The organism is Sinorhizobium sp. (genome assembly GCF_059070375.1).
This window is the reverse complement of record NZ_JCACWC010000002.1, coordinates 1,298,631-1,319,410: the sequence shown is the minus strand read 5'-3', so window position 1 is coordinate 1,319,410 and position 20,780 is coordinate 1,298,631. Positions and strand designations below refer to the sequence as shown.

The following is a 20,780-nucleotide window of genomic DNA, read 5'->3' as shown; positions in this document are numbered from 1 at the left end:
AGCTGAGTTCGCAGCGCGGCAAGGGACATCGGGTCACGATTCACGATCTGGCAAGGGTTGCCGGCGTGAGCGTTTCGACCGTGTCCAAGGCCCTCAACGACAACGGCCGCATGGCCGCCGGAACGCGCGAGCGTATCAAGAATCTCGCGGCGGAAATCGGCTTTCGTCCGAACGCACTGGCGCGCGGCCTGCTCAGCAACCGCAGCTTTACAGTCGGCCTTCTGACCAACGATACCTATGGCCGCTTCACCCTTCCGGTAATGGCCGGCATTTCCGAGGCGCTGGTGGATCATGGGGTTTCGGTCTTCCTCTGCGCAATCGAGGACGACCCGGCGCTCGGGAAAATCCATGTCGACGCCATGCTGGACAAGCAGGTGGACGGCATCATCGCGACAGGCAAGCGGGTCGACAGGTCTCTCCCGGTCGATCTCGCCGGCCTGCCGGTGCCGGTCGTCTATGCTTTCACCAAGGGCGAGCCCGGCAGCGTGACGCTGACCTCCGATGACGGTCATGGCGCAAGACTGGCGGCAGAACGGCTGAAGAAGATGGGCCGCAAGCGGCTGTTGCACATCACAGGCCCGCTGGAATTTACCTCCGCGGTCGAGCGCGCCGAGGCATTTCGGGCCGTCGCCGGCGGTGGGGCGCCGGTCCTGCATGGGGTCTGGTCGGAGGCCTGGGGTCACGAGGCGATCGGCCGCATCTGGGATGCGGGCGGTGAGAGGCCCGATGGCGTCTTCTGCGGCAACGACCAAATCGCCCGCGGCGTGGTCGATGCGCTGCGCGAGCGCGGCGTCAAGGTGCCGGAGGATGTCTCCGTCATCGGCTTCGACAATTGGGAGATCATGGCGGCTCAGACGCGGCCGCCGCTGACGACCGTCGACATGAACCTGAAGGAGCTTGGGCGGGAGGCCGGGCTGATGGTGCTTGCACTTGCAGAGGGGCGGACGATCGAGCCCGGCCTGCGCAAGCTGCCCTGCCGGCTTGTCGTACGGGACTCCTGCGGAGGCGGGGGAAGACAGATCTGATTGAGGAGATGGGGTCACCCGGAGTGGCCCCGCATTTGGGAGGAATGCGAAATGTTCACGAAACTGATGGCAGCGACGGCCCTCATATCGGCCAGCATGATCTCGGTCGCATCGGCCGAGACGATCAGCATGTGGGTCCGCTCGGGTATCGGCGACTCGTTCAAGGAAGTCGTCAAGGCTTACAATGCAGGTCACGAGCACAAGGTGGAGCTCACGGAGGTGCCCTTTGCCGAGCTCGTGCAGAAATATGCTACTGCGATCGCCGGCGGCCAGGCGCCGGACGCGCTTTCGCTCGACCTGATCTACACACCGGCATTCGCTGCCGCCGGTCAGCTGGAAGACCTCACCGACTGGGCGAAGGCGCTGCCCTACTTCAATTCGCTCTCGCCCTCGCATGTGAAGCTTGGCACCTATGAGGACAAGATCTACGGCCTGCCGCTCACGGTCGAGACCTCGATCTTCGCCTGGAACAAGGACCTCTACAAAAAGGCCGGCCTCGACCCCGAAAAGGCACCGGAGACCTGGGAGGAGATCACCGCCAATGCCGAGAAAATCCGCGCGCTCGGTGGCGACACCTACGGCTTCTATTTCTCCGGGGGCGGCTGCGGCGGCTGCATGATCTTCACCTTCACGCCGCTGACCTGGGGCGCGGGCGCCGATATCCTTTCAGCCGACGGCAAGACCGCGACGCTCGACACGCCGCAAATGCGCAAGGCCGTGGACATCTACCGCAACATGGTCGAGAAGGATCTCGTTCCCGCGGGCGCCGCGAGCGACAACGGCGTGAATTTCCTCAGCTTCACCAATGGCAAGATCGGCCAGCAGAGCCTCGGCGCCTTCGCCATAGGCACGCTGGTGACGCAGCATCCGGAGATCGATTTCGGCGTGACGCTGATCCCGGGCGTCGACGGCAAGCCGTCCTCCTTCGCCGGCGGCGACAACTTCGTCGTCACCAAGGGCACGCCGAAGCTCGAAGAGGTGAAGGAATTCCTCGAATATACCTATTCGCCGGAAGGCCAGAAGATCATGGCGAAATTCGGCAGCCTGCCCACCCGCGGCGACATCGCCAATGAGGTGCTCGAAGGCCTCGACCCGCGCCTCAAGGTCGGGATGGAGGCGATCGCCGTTGCCCAGACGCCTTATACGCTGCAATTCAACGACCTGATCAACAGCGCCAACGGGCCGTGGGCGACCTTCACCAATGCTGCGATCTATGGCGACGACGTCGACGGGGCGTTCTCGAACGCACAAGACGAGATGCAGTCGATCATCGACGCCGGGCAGTAAGGCGGACACGAGGAAACTGCCGCTTCGCGGATGGCGGGTGGGGATAACCCCCTCCGCCACCAGTGCCCCGAAACTCTCGAAAGTGCATACATGACGACGTCAGCGCTCACATCCGCCAGGCACCGACGCCGCCCGAAGCGGCAACCCGGCTGGCGCGGGCTCATCTATATCGCGCCGGCGATGGCGCTCGTCACGCTCTTCTTCGTGCTGCCCGTGCTGTTCACCCTGTGGATGAGCCTGCACAAATGGCCGCTGCTCGGCGAGCCGGCCTGGATCGGCCTGCGCAACTATACGCGGATGTTCACCGATGCGCGGTTCTTCAACGCGCTCGGTTTCACCGCTCACTATACTCTGATCGTCACGATAGCGATTTTCGCGGTCGCCTTTCCGCTGGCGATTTTCGTGGAGAAACAAAGGCCGTTGGTCTCGCTCTACCGGACCATCGTCTTTCTGCCTGTCGTGGTGGGGCTCGCATCCGCCTCGCTGCTCTGGGTGTGGCTCGCCAATGTCGACAGCGGGCTTTTCGCGCCACTCTTCGATATGCTGGGCCTCACCTCCGGACGGATCAACCTGCTCGCCAAGTTCGATACCGCGTTTCTGACCATCATCGTCATGGTGGTCTGGAAGATCGCCGGCTTCACCATGATCATCCTGCTGACGGGGCTGCAGGGCATCCCGGCCGAACTGACCGAGGCCGCGCGCATCGACGGCGCCGGCCGCTGGCAACGCTTCCGCCACCTGACGCTGCCCCTGATGCGCCGGACCATGGCGCTGGCGCTCATCCTTTCGGTCACCGGCTCGATCCTCGCCTTCGACCAGTTCTACATCATGACCAGCGGCGGCCCGCAGAACAAGATGATCTCCGTCGTCTACTATATCTTCAACCAGTCCTTCGTGTCCTTCAATCTCGGCTACGGCGCGGCACTGTCGATCGCGCTCCTCCTGATCCTGGTGACGCTCAGCGTCGTCCAGCTCTGGCTGCTCAAGGTGGGGGACGAACGCCCATGAGGACGCGCCGCGAAATCCGCGCCCGCAAGGCACTCCGGGACAGGATCGTCTATCACGGCATCGGCATCGGCACGGCCTTCTTCTTCCTGGCGCCCTTTGCCGTTTCCTTTCTTGCCTCCTTCCGGCCGAACAGCGAGTCCGGCAGGCCGCCGCTGCCGCCATGGCCGATCTCGGGGCTGAGTTTCGACGCCTACCGGGCGCTCGACAGCTTCGGTGCCGGCATCTGGCAGCACATGTTCAATTCGCTCCTCGTGTCGATCGGAACGGTCGCTCTGACGGTCGCCGTCAGCGTGCTCGCCGGCTACGGCTTCTCCCGCTACCGCTTTCCCTTCAAGAACGCGCTCTTCGTGCTGATCATCGCGACGCTGATGATCCCGTTCCAGTCGATCCTGACGCCGCTCTTCATCATCCTGGCGCGGCTCGGGCTCAACAATTCGCTCATCGGGCTGATGCTCGTCTATGTGACGCTGCAGCTTCCCTTCTCCGTCTTCATGATGCGCAACGCCTTCGATGCCGTGCCGAAGGAAATCGAGGAGGCGGCGCGCATCGACGGCGCCCGCGATCTGAAACTGCTCGTGCGGGTGTTGCTGCCGCTGGTCATGCCCGGAATTGCGACCGTGTCGATCTTCGCCTTCCTCAATGCCTGGAACGAATTCTTCGCCGCGCTCGTCCTTCTGTCCAGCAACGACAATTACACGCTTCCCGTTCTGATGACCGCCGTGCGCGCCGGCCGTCTCGGCGCGATCAACTGGGGCGCGGTGCAGGCCGGCGTCGCGGTGATGGTCGTTCCCTGCCTGTTCGTCTTCCTTCTTCTGCAACGCTATTACATGCGCGGGCTGATGGCCGGCGCGGTGAAATGATCCGAGAGAAAGAAACCTCATGACAAAGACCGTGAAAGACCGCCAGTTCCGCCCCGTTGCCGTTCCCGATGTCGAACTCGGCGGATTCTGGGGCAAATGGCAGGATGCCGTCTGCCAATCCACCGCCGAAACCCTGCTCGACCGCTGCGTCGAGGCTGGCATGATCAAGGCGATCGACGTCAGTGAGCCAAGCCCCGGTATCGTCATCCCCATCCAACCCTGGGGCGGTACCACCCAGATGTTCTGGGACTCCGACCTGGGCAAGTCGATCGAGACGATCGCCTATTCGCTCTACCGCCGCCCCAATCCGGAACTCGAGGCGCGTGCCGACCGGATCATCGACATGTACGAGAAGCTGCAGGACCGGGACGGATATCTCAATGCCTGGTTCCAGCGCGTGCAGCCCGACAGGCGCTGGACCAACCTGCGCGACCACCACGAGCTCTATTGCGCCGGCCATCTGATCGAGGCTGCCGTCGCCTATTACCAGGCGACCGGCAAGCGCAAGCTTCTCGACATCATGTGCCGCTTTGCGGACTATATGATTACGGTCTTCGGGCACGGCGAAGGGCAGATTCCGGGTTATTGCGGCCATGAGGAGATCGAGCTCGCGCTCGTCAAGCTTGCGCGCGTGACGGGCGAAAAGAAGTATCTCGACCTTTCGAAGTTCTTCATCGACGAGCGCGGCACGGAGCCGCATTTCTTCACCGAAGAGGCCAAAAGGGATGGCCGCGATCCGGAGAGTTTCATCCAGAAGACCTATGAATACGGTCAGGCGCATCAGCCGGTGCGCGAGCAGAAAAAGGTCGTCGGCCACGCCGTGCGCGCGATGTATCTCTATTCCGGCATGGCCGACATCGCGACCGAATACAGGGACGACAGCCTGACGGCGGCCTTGGAAACGTTGTGGGACGACCTCACCACGAAGCAGATGTACATTACCGGCGGCATCGGTCCGGCAGCCTCGAACGAGGGTTTCACCTGCTATTACGACCTGCCCAACGACACGGCCTATGCCGAGACCTGTGCCTCCGTCGGCCTTGTCTTCTGGGCGAGCCGCATGCTCGGCCGCGGCCCGAACCGCCGCTATGCCGACGTCATGGAGCAGGCGCTTTACAACGGCGCCTTGCCGGGTCTTTCGATCGACGGCAAGACCTTCTTCTACGACAACCCGCTCGAAAGCACTGGCGGGCACCACCGATGGAAGTGGCATCATTGCCCCTGCTGCCCGCCCAATATCGCGCGGCTCGTGACCTCGATCGGTTCCTTTATGTATGCGGTCGCGGAGGACGAGATCGCAGTCCATCTCTACGGAGAAAGTACGGCGCGGCTGAAACTCGCGAACGGCGCAGAGGTCGAGCTCAGGCAGGAGACCAGCTACCCCTGGGAGGGGGCGATCGCCTTCACGACGAGGCTCGCCAGGCCGGCGAAGTTCGCGCTGTCCTTGCGCATACCGGAATGGGCGGTCGGCGCGACGTTAAGCGTCAACGGTAGGATGCTCGATCTCTCGGCTCATTTGACCGGCGGCTATGCCCGCATCGAACGCGAATGGTCGGACGGCGACCGGGTGGCGCTTTATCTGCCGCTGGCGCTTCGGCCGCAATATGCCAATCCGAAGGTCCGGCAGGATGTCGGCCGCGTGGCGCTGATGCGCGGCCCGCTGGTCTATTGCGTCGAAGCCACGGACAATGGCGAGGATCTGAACGCAATTGTGCTTCCCCGTGAACTGCCGGCTGCCGAAACGGTCGTGCTCGATGATCTGAACGGTGCGATTGCCATCGACATTTCCGTCGAGCGCGAGGAGACGGAGGACTGGGGAAAGGCGCTTTACCGACAGACGAGGCCTGAGCGCCGCCCGCACAAAGCGCGCTTCGTGCCCTATCATCTCTGGGACAACCGGGCGCCGGGAGAGATGCTCGTCTGGGTCCAGTCGGAAAAGTAGGCGACCTCCAGGATGGCGAACGGCATCAGCAACAAGAGCGTCGTGCTCAGCGACATACGCAAGAGTTATGGCGGCCTGGAGGTTATCCATGGCATCGACCTGACGATCGAGGAAGGCGATTTCGTCGTCTTCGTCGGCCCGTCGGGCTGCGGAAAATCGACCCTGCTGCGAATGATCGCGGGGCTCGAAGAGGTGACCGAGGGGGAGATCGCAATCAAGGGCAGGGACGTGACAGACCTCGACCCCTCCGAGCGCGGCATCGCCATGGTCTTCCAGTCCTACGCGCTCTACCCGCATATGAGCGTCAGCGACAATCTCGGCTTCGGGCTCAAGATGGCGCGAACGGATTCGGCCGAAATCGAGCGCCGCGTCGCACAGGTCTCGGCCATTCTCAAGATCGACCATCTGCTCGACCGAAGACCCGGGCAGCTTTCCGGAGGCCAGCGCCAGCGCGTGGCGATCGGCCGGGCGATCGTGCGCAAGCCCGACGTCTTCCTGTTCGATGAGCCGCTTTCCAACCTCGATGCGGAACTGCGCGTCTCGATGCGCATCGAGATTGCCCGCCTGCACCGCGAGCTCGGCAACACGATGGTCTATGTCACACACGATCAGACGGAAGCGATGACGCTGGCCGATCAGATCGTCGTGCTTAGGGACGGCCGGATCGAGCAGGCCGGCAGCCCCCGCGACGTTTACGAGGATCCGGCCAACATGTTCGTGGCAGGCTTCATCGGTTCGCCACGGATGAATTTTCTCGATGCGGAATGGCAGGGGGACGGGACGATCCGGGTGGGCGAGACCACACTCGAGGCAGCGATCGACGGCGGCAGCCTGAGGCACGGCGAGCGCCTGCTTTTCGGCATAAGGCCCGAACATATCGCCGTGGCGGAGCCGGGACCGGAACGGATCACTGCCCAGGTCGAGTTCTCGGAATATCTCGGTGGAACGCGCTACCTCTACTGCCAGCTCGAAGACGGCCAGAGCCTCGTCGTCGAACAGCGCGAGGGTCCGAACTGGCAGGCAGGGGAAAGACTTTCTTTCGCCGTACCGGAGGACCGAAGGCGGTTCTTTGCCGAAGACGGGCGGCGCTTGCGGTAGCGAGCCGGCGCCCCGCTCAACTGCCGCATGGCCGTGCTTGGTTATGCAGATGCAGGGGGCTACATTTAAAGAAGCGATCCACATGGAGGGCCGGCGTGCCGATCAATGTCAACAACCCCGAGGCGGATGCCCTGAGACGCGAAAGGCGTACCGATCCTGGTCACCGACGACGAGTTTCGGCAGACCGCGCTGATTAAGTGCAGCCGGAGTGTCTTCCATCGGAAAGCACCGCAAGGGGGCCTGAAGTTCCCGCCCTTGGGGGGCTCCTTCTACGAAGTATTTTCAATAGCAGCCGGCTTCCACACCAGATCCCTGTCGGCCATGCCTGAAAGATCCAAGGTTACCCGAATACCGTTCCTGATTCGCCGTCGTAAGAGATCGGTGCGATCAGGTGTCGTCCGAAGCAAAGCGCTCCGATGGAGTGCGCTCAACTGAGAGCGCGAGATTCTTAGCTCCAAGGCAAGTAAGCGATCGAGGCGCGTACTGCTCGGGAATGGAACTGAAAGCTCGATCTCCAAGTGCTCCCAATCAGCAACCTCGTGCAGCAGCTCCTTTTGAACCTCGAATTCGGAAAACTCATCGATCCTTTGCGACTTCCGCCTGAGTGCTTCGAGATTGAAAGTCTCCGCTTGAATCCAAGAGGGATCGTTGGACTGTAGTGCGTCGAGGACAGCGGGACGGATGTCGCGAACATTTCGGCGTTCGAATATTGGGCGGTTCCAGGTCCTGTCGCACGTCGAGCATTTGTAGATAAGCCATGCATCAAGCTTCCGACCATTGGCATTAAGCCTGATCTTGTTGCTGCTTTCGAAGGCTCTAACGCCGCCGCATCCGCTGCATGCTACCCAAGGCTGAGGGGGGATTAGGGGAATGATGGTCCAACGGACCTGAAGTGTATTGCACATACCGTCTTGGCCTTCCTTTCGGAAGTCCACCAAGATGGGAGCGTGAGAAAGCCCTTAGGGCACGGCATGGCGGCGTTCGGGGGGTGAAGAGCTGAGACAGCGGGGCTGCACTTGGCACATTTAAACGATGCCAGACCGGTCTCATGCCACCACCCGATGAACACATTCATACCCCACCGACTCTCGTCGGCCGGCGGCAGTACGGGTGAGAAATGGATTGAGACCGGTTTTTACTTAGGCAAAGTGGACCTCTGCATGCCAACGCTCTTCACCAAAGCGATAACAAATGATCCGCTTGAGATGGAGTCCTCATTACGGCAGAACCGACAAACATGTCGCGTGCTGCATTTTTGCAACTCTGCGATGTGGTCGGGTCGTGTAGACCACTCGTTTTCCGCGTCTGATGGCTGCGTCCACGGCGGCCGTGTTCACACGTCTTAGGAAGGTAGATTGGACGGTTTCGCTACCTTGTGTTAGCGTGTACACAACCGAATACAGGATAATGTCATGCCCGTCAGCACCACCATGACCATTCGGGTCAGCCCCGAGTTAAAGAAAAAGCTCGATCGGATCGCTAGCGCCACTTCGCGCAGCCGCTCCTTCCTCGCGGGCGAAGCCCTGGCTGCCTATGTGGACCGGGAGCTTGAAATCATCGACGGGATCAAGCGCGGCATGGCTGATGCCGAAGCTGGCCGCCTCGTTCCGCATGAAGAGGCCATGGTTGAAATTTTCGGCTTGATCCGGAAGGCCGAGACCGGCAAGGGCGATAAAGTTTGAGGCGGCCTGTTCAGTGGTCGCGTGCAGCTCTGGATGACCTCAAGGATCAGGTTTTCTTTATTGCACGGGAAGACCCGGATGCAGCGGCAAGAGTGGCGGGCCGGGTTCGCGATACGGCCGCAGCACTCGGCGAGATGGCGACCGGGAGGCCGGGGCGGGTGATCGGCACGTACGAGAAGTCCATCAACCGCTTGCCCTATGTAATCGCATATGCACTGATGAGCCACGGCGACCGCGAAAGCGTCATGATCCTGCGCGTCATCCACACCGCGCGGGAATGGACAGCCGAGGAGTGGCCGCCTTAAAGCACGTCCAGGAAAAGTGTGTAACGGTTCTCCGGCCGGAAGTGCGTTGGGTCAAATGCTCTACAGCGCCGCGTGTCAGACACGCAAAAGTCCTGCAGCACTTTGATCTGCTGCATGTCTTTGCCCTTCAATCGATTACGATTAAGGAAACGTGCCGTAGGCCTACTTTGCCTCTCGTTCAGCCCTCGCCGATGGTAAATGTCGGTGCTTCTGGCGGTTCGGATCCGCGATAGTGGCTCGGCGGCAGGCCGATCACACGCTTGAAGGCGCGGCTGAACGAGGCTTCCGAGTCATAGCCCAGGCGGCGCGCGACGACGGAGATGCGCATGCGGTCGCGGGTCAGCCATTGCCGTGCCTGATGCATGCGCACCTGCGTGAGGTAGCGGGCCGGCGTCTCGCCGACCACGGCGGCGAACTGCTGCGCGAAGCCGGAGCGCGAGGCGCCCATGAGCCTGGCGAGGGAATCCACGGTCCAGCTCTTTTCCGGATCGAGGTGCATGGCCGCGATTACGCGGCCCAGCCCGGGATGGCGGACCGCCGCCACCCAGCCATTGGTATTGCCGCATCCGTGCTCCACCCAGGAACGGATGATGAGCGCCGCGAGCACGTCGGCCAGCCGCGCCAGCACGCCGCCGGAGCCGACGCGACTGGCGCCGACTTCCCGCGCCATGGCGTCGAGCATGTGCGGGATCGCCGGCTCGCTTGCCGTCAGGGCGTCGATGCGCATCACGTCGGGCATCATGCGCAACAACGGATGCATGGCATCCATGTTGAACCGCAGACTGCCGCAGAAAAGGATGGTGGTCTTGCCGCGCCCGCCCCCGCAGACGTCGTAGACGCAATGGCATACCTCCTGGACCGAATAGGCTTCGAGCGGCGACAGCTTCTCGCCGGGCGCACTCGCCAGCGCATGCGCGCCGCCACGCGGCAGAAGCACGGCATCGCCGCGCTTCAGTTCGATCCAGTCTCCGTCGGCCACCCGCAGCCAGCAGTCTCCGCAGATGAAGTGGAAGCGTGCCGCCTCCTGCGCCGGAAATGAAATTCCCCAGGGCGCGGTCAATTCGCAACGGACGTAATCGACGCCGTCGAGGCGCAGGCCGCGCAGAAGTTCGCTGAGAAAATCCTCCGAAGCGAAAGAGAATGTTTTGGACGAATGATCAAGCATTGCGGAATTTCTAGCATGGAATGTCCAGGGCGTCACGCCTTATCTAAGCCGGACCCTCTCAAGGAGACCGCTCTTATGACAGATACAGCGACCACTTTGGACGCCACGTTCATACCGGAAAGCGAGGAGCGAATCGATCCGGCATGGGCCGGGGTCGGCTCCCTCGCGCTCGGCGTGTTCGGCCTCGTCACCGCAGAATTCCTCCCCGTCAGCATTCTCACGCCGATGGCCGCCGATCTCGGTATCAGCACGGGCACGGCCGGCCAGGCGGTGACGGCGACCGCCGTCGTCGGCGCGGTCGCCGGGCTGACGATCGCCATCGCCACGCGCCGGTTCGACCGCCGGCTCGTGCTTTGGGGCTTCACCCTGGCGCTGATCGCCTCCAGCCTGCTTGCGGCTTTCGCCACCAATCTCGCCATGCTCCTTGCCGCACGCGTCGTCCTCGGCATCGGGCTCGGCGGCTTCTGGTCGATGATGGCGGCGATCGCCTTGCGACTCGTGCCGATGTCGCTCGTGCCTCGTGCCATGTCGATCGTCTTCACCGGCGTCTCGGTGGCGACGGTCTGTGCGGCGCCTTTAGGCGCCTATATCGGCGATCTCTGGGGCTGGCGAGCTGCATTCCTGATGGCTGCGGCGGTCGGTGCCGTAACGCTGATCGTACAGATGGCGACCATACCGCGGCTGCCGCCGCAATCGGCGCCGAGCATGAAGCTTCTGTTCGACCTCATGCGCATGCCGAGCATCCGAATCGGGATCATCACCGTCCTGCTTTTCGTCTCCGGCCACTTCGCCGGCTTCACCTATGTGCGCCCGTTCCTCGAAAACGTCCCGGAGTTCGGCATCGAGGCGATCTCCCTGATCCTGCTGGCTTACGGCATCGGCGGCTTCTTCGGCAATCTCGCCGGCGGGCTCATCATCGAACGCAGCATCACGGCGGCCGTGAGCCTCGGAACGCTGCTCATCGCGGCGATGGCGTTCGCCCTCGTGACCTTCGGTTCGCTCGATGTCGTGTCGGCCGTGGCGGTGACCCTATGGGGCTTCGCATTCGGGGCGCTGCCCGTCGCCGTCCAGACCTGGATGGTGCGAGCCGCACCCGACCATGCGGAAAGCACCGGCGGTCTCATCGTTGCGACCTTCCAGGTCGGCATCGCCAGCGGAGCTGTTCTCGGGGGGCTCTTCGTGGACAGCTTCGGCCCGCTCGGTGCCATCACCTATTGCGCCGTCGCGACGCTCGCGAGCGGGCTCTATGTCATGGCCTCGCGGCGCAGCATAGAGGTCTGACTTCCGTCCGGTCGCGGCATCGTATCAGCGCCGTTCCGGGAAGAGCGCTTTAAGCCCTTCCGGCGACGGCGCGGCGATGCCGCGCTCGGTGATGAGTCCAGTGATCAGGCGCGCGGGCGTCACGTCGAAGGCGGGATTTGCCGCGGGACTGCCCTCCGGCGAGATGCGAACGCTGGCGATGGAGCCGTCGGACGCGCGTCCCTGCACGAAGCTCACCTCGTCGCCGGGCCGTTCCTCGATCGGAATTTCCTTGACCCCGTCATGGACCGTCCAGTCGATCGTGGGCGACGGCAGAGCGACATAGAAGGGCACGTCGTTATCCCGTGCGGCGAGGGCCTTGAGGTAGGTGCCGATCTTGTTGCAGACGTCGCCATTGGCCGTGGTGCGGTCGGTGCCGACGATCACCATGTCCACGTCGCCGTGCTGCATGAGATGGCCGCCGGCATTGTCGACGATCAGCGTGTGTGGCACGCCATGGCTGCTCATCTCCCAGGCGGTGAGATAGGCGCCCTGATTGCGCGGCCGCGTCTCGTCGACATAGACGTGCACCGGTATGCCTTCCTCGACCGCCATGTAGATCGGCGCCGTCGCGGTGCCGTAATCGACGGTTGCCAGCCAGCCGGCATTGCAATGGGTGAGGATGCGAACCGGCTCGCCCGGCCTCTTCTTTGCGGCGATTTCGCGGATGACGTTGAGGCCGTTCGCACCGATGGCGCGGTTGAGTTCGACGTCCTCTTCGGCGATTTCCGCGGCGCGCTCGTAGGCGGCGTCCGCGCGTCCTGCTTCCGGCAGCGGGCGGAGATGATCCCGCATCGCGTCGAGGGCCCAACGCAGGTTGATGGCGGTCGGTCGCGTTTCGTGAAGCTCGTCCCGGACGGCATCAAGATGCACATCCGATGGGTCCTCCGCCATGGCAATGGCAACGCCGTAGGCGGCGGTGACGCCGATCAGCGGCGCGCCGCGCACCCACATGTCGCGAATGGCGACGGCCACGTCGGCAACAGTCTTCAGCGTCACGACACGCAAGTCGTGCGGCAGCCACCGCTGGTCGATGATGTCGACGGAGCGGCCATCCTCGTTGAGCCAGATCGTGTGGTAATGACGTTCTCCGATTTTCACGCGAGTGTCTCCTTCTGAAGCCGCTCCGCCGTGGCGCGGATGTCCCTGAGGCTGTGGATGCGATGCCGGTTGACGGCGAGATGACGTCCAAGCTTCAACGCCTTGCTTTCGCAGGCGGCGCGGCGGTCGGGATCGGCAATCGTTTCGAAATCGGCATTGTGGGCGAGGCCGAGAATGCGGCGGTGGATCTCAATTCCGGCAAAGCCCAGCATCTCGCGCCAGATTTCCTCGATGACGATGTTGAGCGCCTGCTCGGCGCCGAGCGCGTCGTTCCTGTCCTCGAAAACGCGCGCCTGGTAAAGCATGCCCATGCGCTCGGTCCGCCAGAGTCGGGCAAATTCGGAGCGGAACGTTTCCCAGATCGTTTCGATCGTCTCGAGCAGATAGGTGCGCATGCTGTCGCGCGCGCCGGTCGTGCTCTCCTGGCCGCTCTGCGAGAAGTAGCTCATCCAGAAATTGGCGAGAAGCATCCCGACGTCGAAGCTGATCGGTCCGTAGAAGGCGAATTCCGGGTCTATGACGCGGGTCTCGGCGTCCGTGACCATCACCGAACCGGTATGCAGGTCGCCGTGGCAGAGCGTTTCGGCCTTGGCGGAGAAGAGATGCTTCAGCCGCTGCGCCTCGACCTTGAGGTCACGGTCGGAACGGAGCTCCGTCACGATCGGGTCGAGCTGCGGCGCGGTGTGGCGGTTGAGTTCGGCTTCGAAATAGGGATCGGAAAAAACGAGATTTTCGGTGATGTCGCACAGTTCGACATTGTCTGCAAATAGCGCCAGGTCCGCTTTCTTGTCGCGCGTCGCCATGGAAAGGTCCGAGCCGCGGAAAAGCGTGCGAGCGGCAAAGAGCCCGAGATCGCAGCCTATATTGGGCAATTCGCGTCCATCGATCAGCGCGCGGCGCAGGATGACGTGCGGCGTCAGATACTCCATGACGATCAGCGCCTGCGTCTCGTCGAAGAAGAAGATCGCCGGCACCATGCCGGGAGCACGCGCGGCCTGACGCACCAGCGCGTGGTATTCGAAGAAGGAGCGTTTCAGAGGCAGTGGCCAGCTCTCGCCGACAAGGCGCACATAAGGCAACGCCTGCTTCACGACCGCCGTGCCTTTGCTGCCGGTGACGATGAAGACGAGGTTGAGATTGCCGTCACCGACCTCCTTGACGGTCCAGTGCGAGACGTCCTCGCCGATCTTCTCCCTGAGAGCGGAATTGCCGCCGAGCCGATGCGGCAATGTTTCGGCGCTGAGCGCCTCGAAGACTTGCTTGTCCATATCGTCCTCCTCCTGCGCATGGCGCGGCCTCCACCACCCGCCGCCACGGCACAGCTAAGGCGCCATTCTGGCAAATGTCAATGACCTTGACATTTGATGAATGGCTATCCTAACGTGCAGCGTCGGGAGGAGACAATGAGCGGACAGGCTGTGTTTCGCATCGAGGGCGTGCGCAAATCCTTTGGACCCGTGCAGGTCCTTCAGGGGGTGGATCTCGATCTGAAGGCCGGCGCGGTAACGATTTTGATGGGCGCCAACGGCGCCGGAAAATCCACCCTCGTGCGCATTCTCTCCGGCGTCTATGCGCGCGACGCCGGCGCGATAACGCTTGCGGATGCAGCTTTCGAGCCGGTGACGCCCGCCGAGGCGATCCGCGCCGGCGTCGTCACCGTGCACCAGAACATCAACGACGGGGTCGTCGCCGACCTCGATGTCGCAACCAATCTGACGTTCGACCGGCTGAACGGGCGTGGCTCGCGGTTCTTCTTCAATCCCCGGCGCGTCCGGCGCGAGGCGGCCGCGGTCGCCGCCCATATGGGGCTCTCCATCGATCTTGCCGCCAACGTCAACGACCTGACGCTTGCCGACCGGCAGATGGTGGCGATTGCCCGGGCGATGTCGCATGAGCCGAAGGTGCTTATCCTCGACGAGCCGACCTCCTCCCTCTCGAGCGCCGAAGCGGACCGCCTCTTCGATCTGGTCGACCGGCTGAAGGCACGCGGCGTCGCCATTCTCTATATCTCGCACCGCATGTCGGATATCCGCCGTCTCGCCGACCGCATCGTCTCGCTTCGCGATGGCCGGATCACGGGCCGTTTCGACGGGCCCGACCTCGACTATGAGGGCGCCGTCGACGCGATGCTGGGCCGCAAGGTTTCGGCCGGCAAAATCGCGGTGCACAAGGCCGGCGGGCCGATCTTCAAGGTGCGCGGCCTGAAGCTCTCCGACCATGCGCGGCCTTTCGATTTCGATCTCCTCGACGGCGAGATCGTCGCGGTCACCGGCCTGGTTGGGGTCGGCAAGACGGCGCTTGCCGAAACGCTGTTTGGTGCGCGCTCCCCGCTGGCCGGCGAAATGACCCTTGACGGCTTGCGCTATGCGCCGAAGACAACCGGGCAGGCGATTGCGCGCGGCGTTTTCCTCGTTGCGAAGGACCGCGCCGAAAGCGGCATCGTGCCCGAATTCAACATCTACGAGAACATCAGCCTGCCGTTTCTGAGCAGGCTCTCCCGCTTCGGCATATCGAGCCGCAGGGCTGAAAGAGAGAAGGCGCGCGGGCAGATCACCTCGCTCGGCGTCATCTGCCGAAACGAACGCGACGAGATGCAGACACTTTCGGGCGGAAACCAGCAGAAGGTGATGGTCGGGCGCTGGCTTTGCGAGCCTTCCCGATTGCTCATCCTCGACGAGCCGTTCCAGGGCGTCGACATCGCCGCGCGCCGGGACATCGGCAACAAGCTGCGCATCTCGGCCGCGGGCCGTTCCACCATCCTCTTCCTGACCGAACTCGACGAAGCGTTCGAGGTCGCCGACCGCATCCTCGTCATGTCGGAGCAGACCATCGTCGGCGAACATCGGAACACTGAAGTCGATGTCGAGCGCCTGCTGTCGGAGATCGCCGGTCAATCCCATCAGCAGGTCATGCATTATGAGCAGTGAACAGAGCAAATCCGCCGCGGCCCCCGTACTTCCAGGCCCGTGGAGCATCAGGGAAACCGCGATCAAGTACGGCTTCCTCATGCTGCTCGCCGGCATGGTTCTTTATTTCTCGCTCGTAACCGGAGGTTTTGCCTCCCCTCAAAGCGCCGTCTTCATTTTGCAATCGGTGTCGATCACCGGCATTCTGGCCCTCGGCGTGACGGCGACGCTTGTCGTCGGGGGGTTCGACCTGTCCATAGGCTCGGTCGCCACCACGGCGATGATGGCTTCGTCCTATGTCATGGTGGTGATGGGGGGTGACGCGCTTACGGCGGCGCTCGTCTGCCTTGCCGTCGGCGCGCTCGTCGGCCTGGTCAACGGCTTCATCATCGTCTACATGCGCGTTCCGGACCTTCTGGCTACCCTCGGCATGATGTTCCTGCTGCTCGGCCTTCAGCGCATCCCGACCGAGGGCCGCTCGATTGCCGCGGGCATGACGCTGCCCGACGGTTCGGTCGCGACCGGCACTTTCAGTCCGGCTTTCCTTGCGCTCGGGCGCCACCGCTTCGATCTGGTCCTGCCGAACCTCGTGCCGGTCTCGGTCGTGGTGCTCGTGGTGCTCGCCGTGGCGATCTGGTTCTTCCTCGAATACACCCGCTTCGGCCGCATAATGTATGCGGTCGGATCCAACGAGCGCGCGGCCGCGCTCGCGGGGGCGCCGGTCAATGCCTACAAGATCTCGGCCTACGTCATTTCCGGCGTCTTCGCCTCTATCGGCGGCATTCTGCTCGCAGCACGCCTCGGCCGCGGCGATATCGCTTCCGGAAACAACCTGCTGCTCGACGCCGTCGCCGCCGCGCTGATCGGTTTTGCCGTGCTGGGAGCGGCCAAGCCGAATGCTTTCGGTACCGCCGTCGGCGCGCTTTTCGTCGGCATCCTCCTGCAGGGCCTGACGATGATGAATGCGCCGTACTACACGCAGGATTTCATCAAGGGCGCGGTACTCGTCGTCGCCCTGATCTTTACCTTTGCGCTCTCGAAAAGAGGCAAACGCTGAGGAGACCTCGGCGGACCGTCAAAGTTCATCAGTGGAGGAGACTGACATGGACATAACTCGTAGAACCCTGGGCAGATGGACGCTCGCGCTTATCGGCGCGGCTGCCTTCGCAGTGCCGTCCCTTGCGTCCGACATGCCGAAGCCGTTCGACAAGCCCGGCGACGTGAAGATCGCGCTCGTGCGTTACCTTTCGACCGGCGATTTCTTTCAGTCCTATCTCGCAGGCGTCGAAGCGCAGGCCAAGGCGCTCGGGGTGCAGCTTCAGATCTTCGACAGCCGTCAGGACGCCGCGCTCCAGGCCGATATGGTCGATCAGGCGATAGCGCTCGGAGTGGATGGCATCATCATCCAGCACGGCCTGACCGAATCCATGAAGGAAGCTGCACAGCGCGCGGTCGATGCCGGCATCAAGGTCGTCGCCTTCGACGTGAATGTCGAGAACGAGAAGATCCCGCAGATCGAACAGTCCGACCGCGACCTCGCCCGCCTCGCCCTCGAACAGGCGATCAAGGATAACGGCGAGAGCTTCAAGGCGGGTTACGTCTACGTCGCCGGGATCGCGCCGCTCGACCGCCGCGACGAGACCTGGAAGGAATTCAAGACGAAATATTCCGGCATCGAGGAAGCTGCCCAGTTCGGCACGATGGACAACCCGATCGCAAATTCCGTCGCCAACCAGGCCCGTTCCGTGATTTCAGCCAACCCGGACATCACGGTGATGTTCGCCCCCTATGACGAATTCGCCAAGGGTGTGAAGATCGCGGTCGACGAGGCGGGCCTCTCCTCCAGCGTGAAGATCTACTCGGCCGACATCTCGACCTCGGACATCGCCGCCATGCGGGAGGCGGGCTCGGCCTGGGTGGCGACCGCCGCGACGAATCCCGCCGTCGTCGGCCAGGTCTCGGTGCGTTCGCTCGCCATGCTGCTTGCCGGCGAGGATCCCGGCCGTCAGGTGATCGTGCCGCCGACGCTGATCACCCAGAAGGACCTGAGCGATCAGGACATCAAGAACATGGAAGAACTCGGCGTGAAGCTGCCGCAATTCGCTCATGCCGACGTCGCCATGCCGGCCTGGATGCCGAAGCCCTGATTGCGTGCGCCGCGCGTCCCGATGGACGCTCGGCGCGCATTTCAACGATCGCGGCTCCAGCGGTCCATGATCCGTCGCGCCATCGAGGCGGTGACGACCAGATGCGAAGCAAACCCGCCCTTCAGAGCCGCCACCAGCGGCTCGAACTTGCTGTCCTCCTGCACCACCAGCATGCGCTTCCGGATCGCGCGGATGGAGTCGAGGTCTGCCGAGATGCAGCGTCGATTATGCGCGCAGTCCATCCACTGACCGTCGAGATCGATCAGTTGTCCGGCGATGACGCCGGCTGCTCCCCTTTTGCCCATGGCATGCATGTCTTTCGCCGAAAGGGCACCGCATTTGACGAGGTGGCTGTCCTCCTCGATCCCCCCGACGGAGTAGAGTGCGAGCTTGCAGTCCGAAATCGTGGCAAGTTGCTCCCGGATGACGGGCTCGCGGCGCAACTCCTCTGCAAGCCGCCCGGATGAGAGGACGAGGGGCGCATAGAAATTGATGCCTTCGGCATTGAGACGACGGGCGATTTCCGTCGTGCACTGATCCGGGCGGTAGGAGTAGGGAGCGCCGAGATTGCCGCAGAGCTGCACGACCGACACGCCCCGAAGATCGGCGAACGGCATGACGTCCGCTATGTGATACACGGTGCGGCCCCAGGCGACCCCTATCCGGTCCCCCTTGTTGATGAGCTCCAGGAAAACCGAGGCCGCCACCACGGGCATCTCGACGGCCGGGTCCATGGCCTGCCGGTCCTCGGGGACGATCCAGACGCTCGTCAGTCCCGCGGCGTCCTCCAGCTCGCGGGCAAGGACGTCGTCGGAGAAGAGCTCCGTCGATGTGGTGATGGTGACGATGCCCATCTCGCGCGCCTTGCGCAGATACATGGCGATGGAAGCACGCGAGATTTCCAGCCGCTGGGCGACTTCATCCTGGCGCAGGCCGTGCGTATAGTAGAGCCAGGCGGCCTTGTGGATGATCTGGTCGTTGGCGCGGATCGGCATGGAGCTCTTTCGGACGGAGATGCTGACATAATTCATCACGTGTGACAAATGTCAAGTGTCGCGGCTTCGACCCGGAATAGGATGCGGCCGCGGCGACGCACCGGTTGCCAGCTGTCCAGCTCCGTTGGCGATGCCGGCGCTCTCTGGACACCCACCGGCACAAAGACATATGATCGCAATCCCGATTAAAGCGATACTCACATCATGAACATGGTCAAGCCGCCGTTGCCGCCAGAGAGCAGCCAGGGGGATAGAATCCAGTCCAATCCAGTGCGGCTAGGTGCGCGCTTGAGGCTCGCCCGCCAGACGCGAGGGCTCACGTTGAAGGGGCTGGCGCAGGCCGCCGAATGTTCGGAGAGCCTGCTTTCCAAGATCGAGAACGGCAAGGCTTCCCCCTCTCTCCCTATGCTGCACCGCCTAGTGAGGGCGCTCGATTCCAATATTGGCTGGATGTTCGAAGAGACCGACGGCGAGGAGGGGGTGGTGTTTCGCGCCGGCACCCGTCCGTTGATTGCACTCGACCCGCTACGGCGCGGCGAAGGCATATCGCTCGAACGTGTCATCCCCTATTCGACCGGTCACTTGCTCCAGTGCAACATTCATCACATCGATGCTGGAGGGCAGAGCGCCGGCCCCATCCAGCACCTCGGCGAGGAAGTGGGCTATGTTCTGGTCGGGGAAATCGAGCTGATGCTCGGTGAGCAGACGTACCGGTTGTCGGCTGGCGACAGTTTCGTGTTTAATTCCGAGCTTTCTCATTGGTACCGGAACGTAGGGAAAGAACGCGCCTCGATCTTCTGGGTCAATACCCCACCGACCTTCTGATATCTCCTGGAAACCTTTTCTCGCCCGCTTTCGCGAGGTTTATTCAAGCTACTTGACATGAATTCAAGTGGCTTGAATAATGCCTTCGTAAACGCCGTTCGAGGCTACAATCAAGGGGAACAAAAATGGGTCGAACCAGATACTTGCTCGGCTGCGCCGCAGCCGTCGTCATGACGCTATCGGCGAGCGCTTCCAGCGCCTTCGCCGATACATTCGCCGTCGTCACCATCAACCAGCAGGCACTCTTCTTCAACCAGATAAACGAGGGTGCGAACGAGGCGGCTAAGGCGGCCGGAGTCGATCTCGTCGTCTTCAACGCCAACAATGTCCCCTCTGCCCAAAATGACGCCATCGAGACCTACATTACCCAGAAGGTGGATGGCATCATCTTGATCGCCATCGACGTCAACGGGGTGAAGCCGGCGATCACCGCGGCCAAGAACGCGGGCATTCCCGTTATAGCCATCGACGCGCAGATTCCGGAGGGCGACAACGTCTCCTTCGTAGGCGTAGACAACACCAAGGCGGGTGGCGAAATTGGCAAATTCTTTGCAGACTACGTCAAGAACGAGATGGGTGGTACAGCGAAGGTCGGCGTGATTGGCGCGCTGAACTCTTTTATCCAGAACCAGCGTCTCGACGGCTTCAAGGCTGCGGTTGAGGAAAGCGGACAGAAGATTGAATTCCTCAACACCGTCGATGGCCAGAATGTGCAGGACGTGGCGCTCTCGGCTGCCGAGAACCTGATGACCGCTAATCCGGATATGACCGCGCTTTATGCCACGGGCGAACCGGCGCTGCTGGGCGCAGTCTCCGCCGTTGCCAGCCAGGGCCGTGGCGACTCCATCAAGGTGTTCGGCTGGGACCTGACCAAGTCCGCGATCGATGGTATCGATCAGGGCTTCGTGACGGCCGTGATCCAACAGGATCCGGCGGGGGAAGGCAAAGCAGCCGTCGAGGCGCTCGTCAAGCTGAAGAAAGGCGAGAAGATCGATCCGATCATCAACGTGCCGGTCACGATCGTCACCAAGGAGAACGTCGACGATTATCGCGACATGTTCAAATAAGCCGTCTGCCGCCGCTGCCCGGTCTTCAACCTGGACCGGGCGGCCGGGTTCACCGCAAGGGCCAGGGA

The 20,780-nt window shown here is 62.7% G+C and carries 19 protein-coding genes; 14 read left to right on the top strand and 5 right to left on the bottom strand.

Going from position 1 to position 20,780, the window contains the following annotated elements; all coding sequences use genetic code 11:
- The first annotated feature begins 65 nt into the window (after positions 1-65).
- From AC5J09_RS10725 to AC5J09_RS10700, 6 genes are all read left to right on the top strand, one after another.
- A complete protein-coding gene (locus AC5J09_RS10725; protein WP_494297676.1) occupies positions 66-1,025 on the top strand; it encodes a LacI family DNA-binding transcriptional regulator in 960 nt (319 codons plus the stop codon).
- 51 nt (positions 1,026-1,076) lie between these two features.
- Entirely contained in the window at positions 1,077-2,312 is a 1,236-nt protein-coding gene (locus AC5J09_RS10720) for an ABC transporter substrate-binding protein (RefSeq protein WP_018096084.1), read from the top strand.
- Positions 2,313-2,402: 90 nt separating this feature from the next.
- Entirely contained in the window at positions 2,403-3,320 is a 918-nt protein-coding gene (locus AC5J09_RS10715; protein ID WP_494297596.1) for a carbohydrate ABC transporter permease, read from the top strand.
- On the top strand, positions 3,317-4,180 hold the full coding sequence (locus tag AC5J09_RS10710; protein ID WP_275599522.1) for a carbohydrate ABC transporter permease: 864 nt from the start codon (positions 3,317-3,319) through the stop codon (positions 4,178-4,180). Before AC5J09_RS10715 ends, AC5J09_RS10710 begins: the two co-directional genes overlap by 4 nt.
- A gap of 19 nt (positions 4,181-4,199) precedes the next feature.
- Positions 4,200-6,122 carry a glycoside hydrolase family 127 protein gene (locus AC5J09_RS10705; RefSeq protein WP_494297595.1) on the top strand — a complete coding sequence of 641 codons (1,923 nt, stop codon included), beginning with the start codon at positions 4,200-4,202 and terminating at the stop codon, positions 6,120-6,122.
- 12 nt (positions 6,123-6,134) lie between these two features.
- The gene (locus AC5J09_RS10700) at positions 6,135-7,220 is read left to right on the top strand and encodes an ABC transporter ATP-binding protein (RefSeq protein WP_324764468.1); all 1,086 of its coding nucleotides are present in this window, start codon (positions 6,135-6,137) and stop codon (positions 7,218-7,220) included.
- 269 nt (positions 7,221-7,489) lie between these two features.
- Here the strand turns inward: AC5J09_RS10700 and AC5J09_RS10695 are convergent, their stop codons facing one another.
- Positions 7,490-8,125, bottom strand: coding sequence for a DUF1062 domain-containing protein (locus tag AC5J09_RS10695; RefSeq protein ID WP_494297594.1), 636 nt, complete (start codon positions 8,123-8,125; stop codon positions 7,490-7,492).
- A gap of 507 nt (positions 8,126-8,632) precedes the next feature.
- Here AC5J09_RS10695 and AC5J09_RS10690 point away from each other — a divergent pair.
- Together AC5J09_RS10690 and AC5J09_RS10685 are read left to right on the top strand one after the other, a co-directional pair.
- Positions 8,633-8,902 (top strand): CopG family ribbon-helix-helix protein, encoded by a 270-nt coding sequence (locus tag AC5J09_RS10690; protein WP_100671119.1) that lies wholly within the window; start codon positions 8,633-8,635, stop codon positions 8,900-8,902.
- A complete protein-coding gene (locus AC5J09_RS10685; RefSeq protein WP_275599518.1) occupies positions 8,899-9,207 on the top strand; it encodes a type II toxin-antitoxin system RelE/ParE family toxin in 309 nt (102 codons plus the stop codon). Before AC5J09_RS10690 ends, AC5J09_RS10685 begins: the two co-directional genes overlap by 4 nt.
- A gap of 178 nt (positions 9,208-9,385) precedes the next feature.
- Here AC5J09_RS10685 and AC5J09_RS10680 read toward each other — a convergent pair whose 3' ends face one another.
- Positions 9,386-10,372: an AraC family transcriptional regulator gene (locus AC5J09_RS10680; protein WP_494297593.1), complete on the bottom strand. Its 987-nt coding sequence runs from the start codon at positions 10,370-10,372 to the stop codon at positions 9,386-9,388.
- A gap of 75 nt (positions 10,373-10,447) precedes the next feature.
- Here AC5J09_RS10680 and AC5J09_RS10675 point away from each other — a divergent pair, with 75 nt between their 5' ends.
- On the top strand, positions 10,448-11,653 hold the full coding sequence (locus AC5J09_RS10675) for an MFS transporter (protein ID WP_275599517.1): 1,206 nt from the start codon (positions 10,448-10,450) through the stop codon (positions 11,651-11,653).
- A gap of 24 nt (positions 11,654-11,677) precedes the next feature.
- Here AC5J09_RS10675 and mtnA read toward each other — a convergent pair whose 3' ends face one another.
- Both mtnA and mtnK read right to left on the bottom strand, forming a co-directional pair.
- Positions 11,678-12,772, bottom strand: a complete 1,095-nt coding sequence (gene mtnA, locus AC5J09_RS10670) for an S-methyl-5-thioribose-1-phosphate isomerase (RefSeq protein WP_494297592.1) — start codon at positions 12,770-12,772, stop codon at positions 11,678-11,680.
- Entirely contained in the window at positions 12,769-14,040 is a 1,272-nt protein-coding gene (gene mtnK / locus AC5J09_RS10665) for an S-methyl-5-thioribose kinase (protein ID WP_494297591.1), read from the bottom strand. The genes mtnA and mtnK overlap by 4 nt, the downstream gene beginning before the upstream one ends.
- Before the next feature lie 135 nt (positions 14,041-14,175).
- Between mtnK and AC5J09_RS10660 the strand changes: the two genes are divergently transcribed.
- The 3 genes from AC5J09_RS10660 to AC5J09_RS10650 are packed head-to-tail and all read left to right on the top strand — an operon-like array spanning position 14,176 to position 17,825.
- The gene (locus AC5J09_RS10660; protein ID WP_338282084.1) at positions 14,176-15,699 is read left to right on the top strand and encodes a sugar ABC transporter ATP-binding protein; all 1,524 of its coding nucleotides are present in this window, start codon (positions 14,176-14,178) and stop codon (positions 15,697-15,699) included.
- The gene (locus AC5J09_RS10655; protein ID WP_275599513.1) at positions 15,689-16,735 is read left to right on the top strand and encodes an ABC transporter permease; all 1,047 of its coding nucleotides are present in this window, start codon (positions 15,689-15,691) and stop codon (positions 16,733-16,735) included. The genes AC5J09_RS10660 and AC5J09_RS10655 overlap by 11 nt, the downstream gene beginning before the upstream one ends.
- A gap of 46 nt (positions 16,736-16,781) precedes the next feature.
- Positions 16,782-17,825 carry a substrate-binding domain-containing protein gene (locus AC5J09_RS10650; protein ID WP_494297590.1) on the top strand — a complete coding sequence of 348 codons (1,044 nt, stop codon included), beginning with the start codon at positions 16,782-16,784 and terminating at the stop codon, positions 17,823-17,825.
- A gap of 41 nt (positions 17,826-17,866) precedes the next feature.
- Here the strand turns inward: AC5J09_RS10650 and AC5J09_RS10645 are convergent, their stop codons facing one another.
- The gene (locus AC5J09_RS10645) at positions 17,867-18,856 is read right to left on the bottom strand and encodes a sugar-binding transcriptional regulator (protein WP_494297589.1); all 990 of its coding nucleotides are present in this window, start codon (positions 18,854-18,856) and stop codon (positions 17,867-17,869) included.
- 174 nt (positions 18,857-19,030) lie between these two features.
- Here AC5J09_RS10645 and AC5J09_RS10640 point away from each other — a divergent pair, with 174 nt between their 5' ends.
- A complete protein-coding gene (locus AC5J09_RS10640; RefSeq protein WP_411926822.1) occupies positions 19,031-19,645 on the top strand; it encodes a cupin domain-containing protein in 615 nt (204 codons plus the stop codon).
- Between the two features lie 125 nt (positions 19,646-19,770).
- Positions 19,771-20,712, top strand: a complete 942-nt coding sequence (locus AC5J09_RS10635) for an ABC transporter substrate-binding protein (protein ID WP_494297588.1) — start codon at positions 19,771-19,773, stop codon at positions 20,710-20,712.
- Positions 20,713-20,780 lie beyond the last annotated feature (68 nt).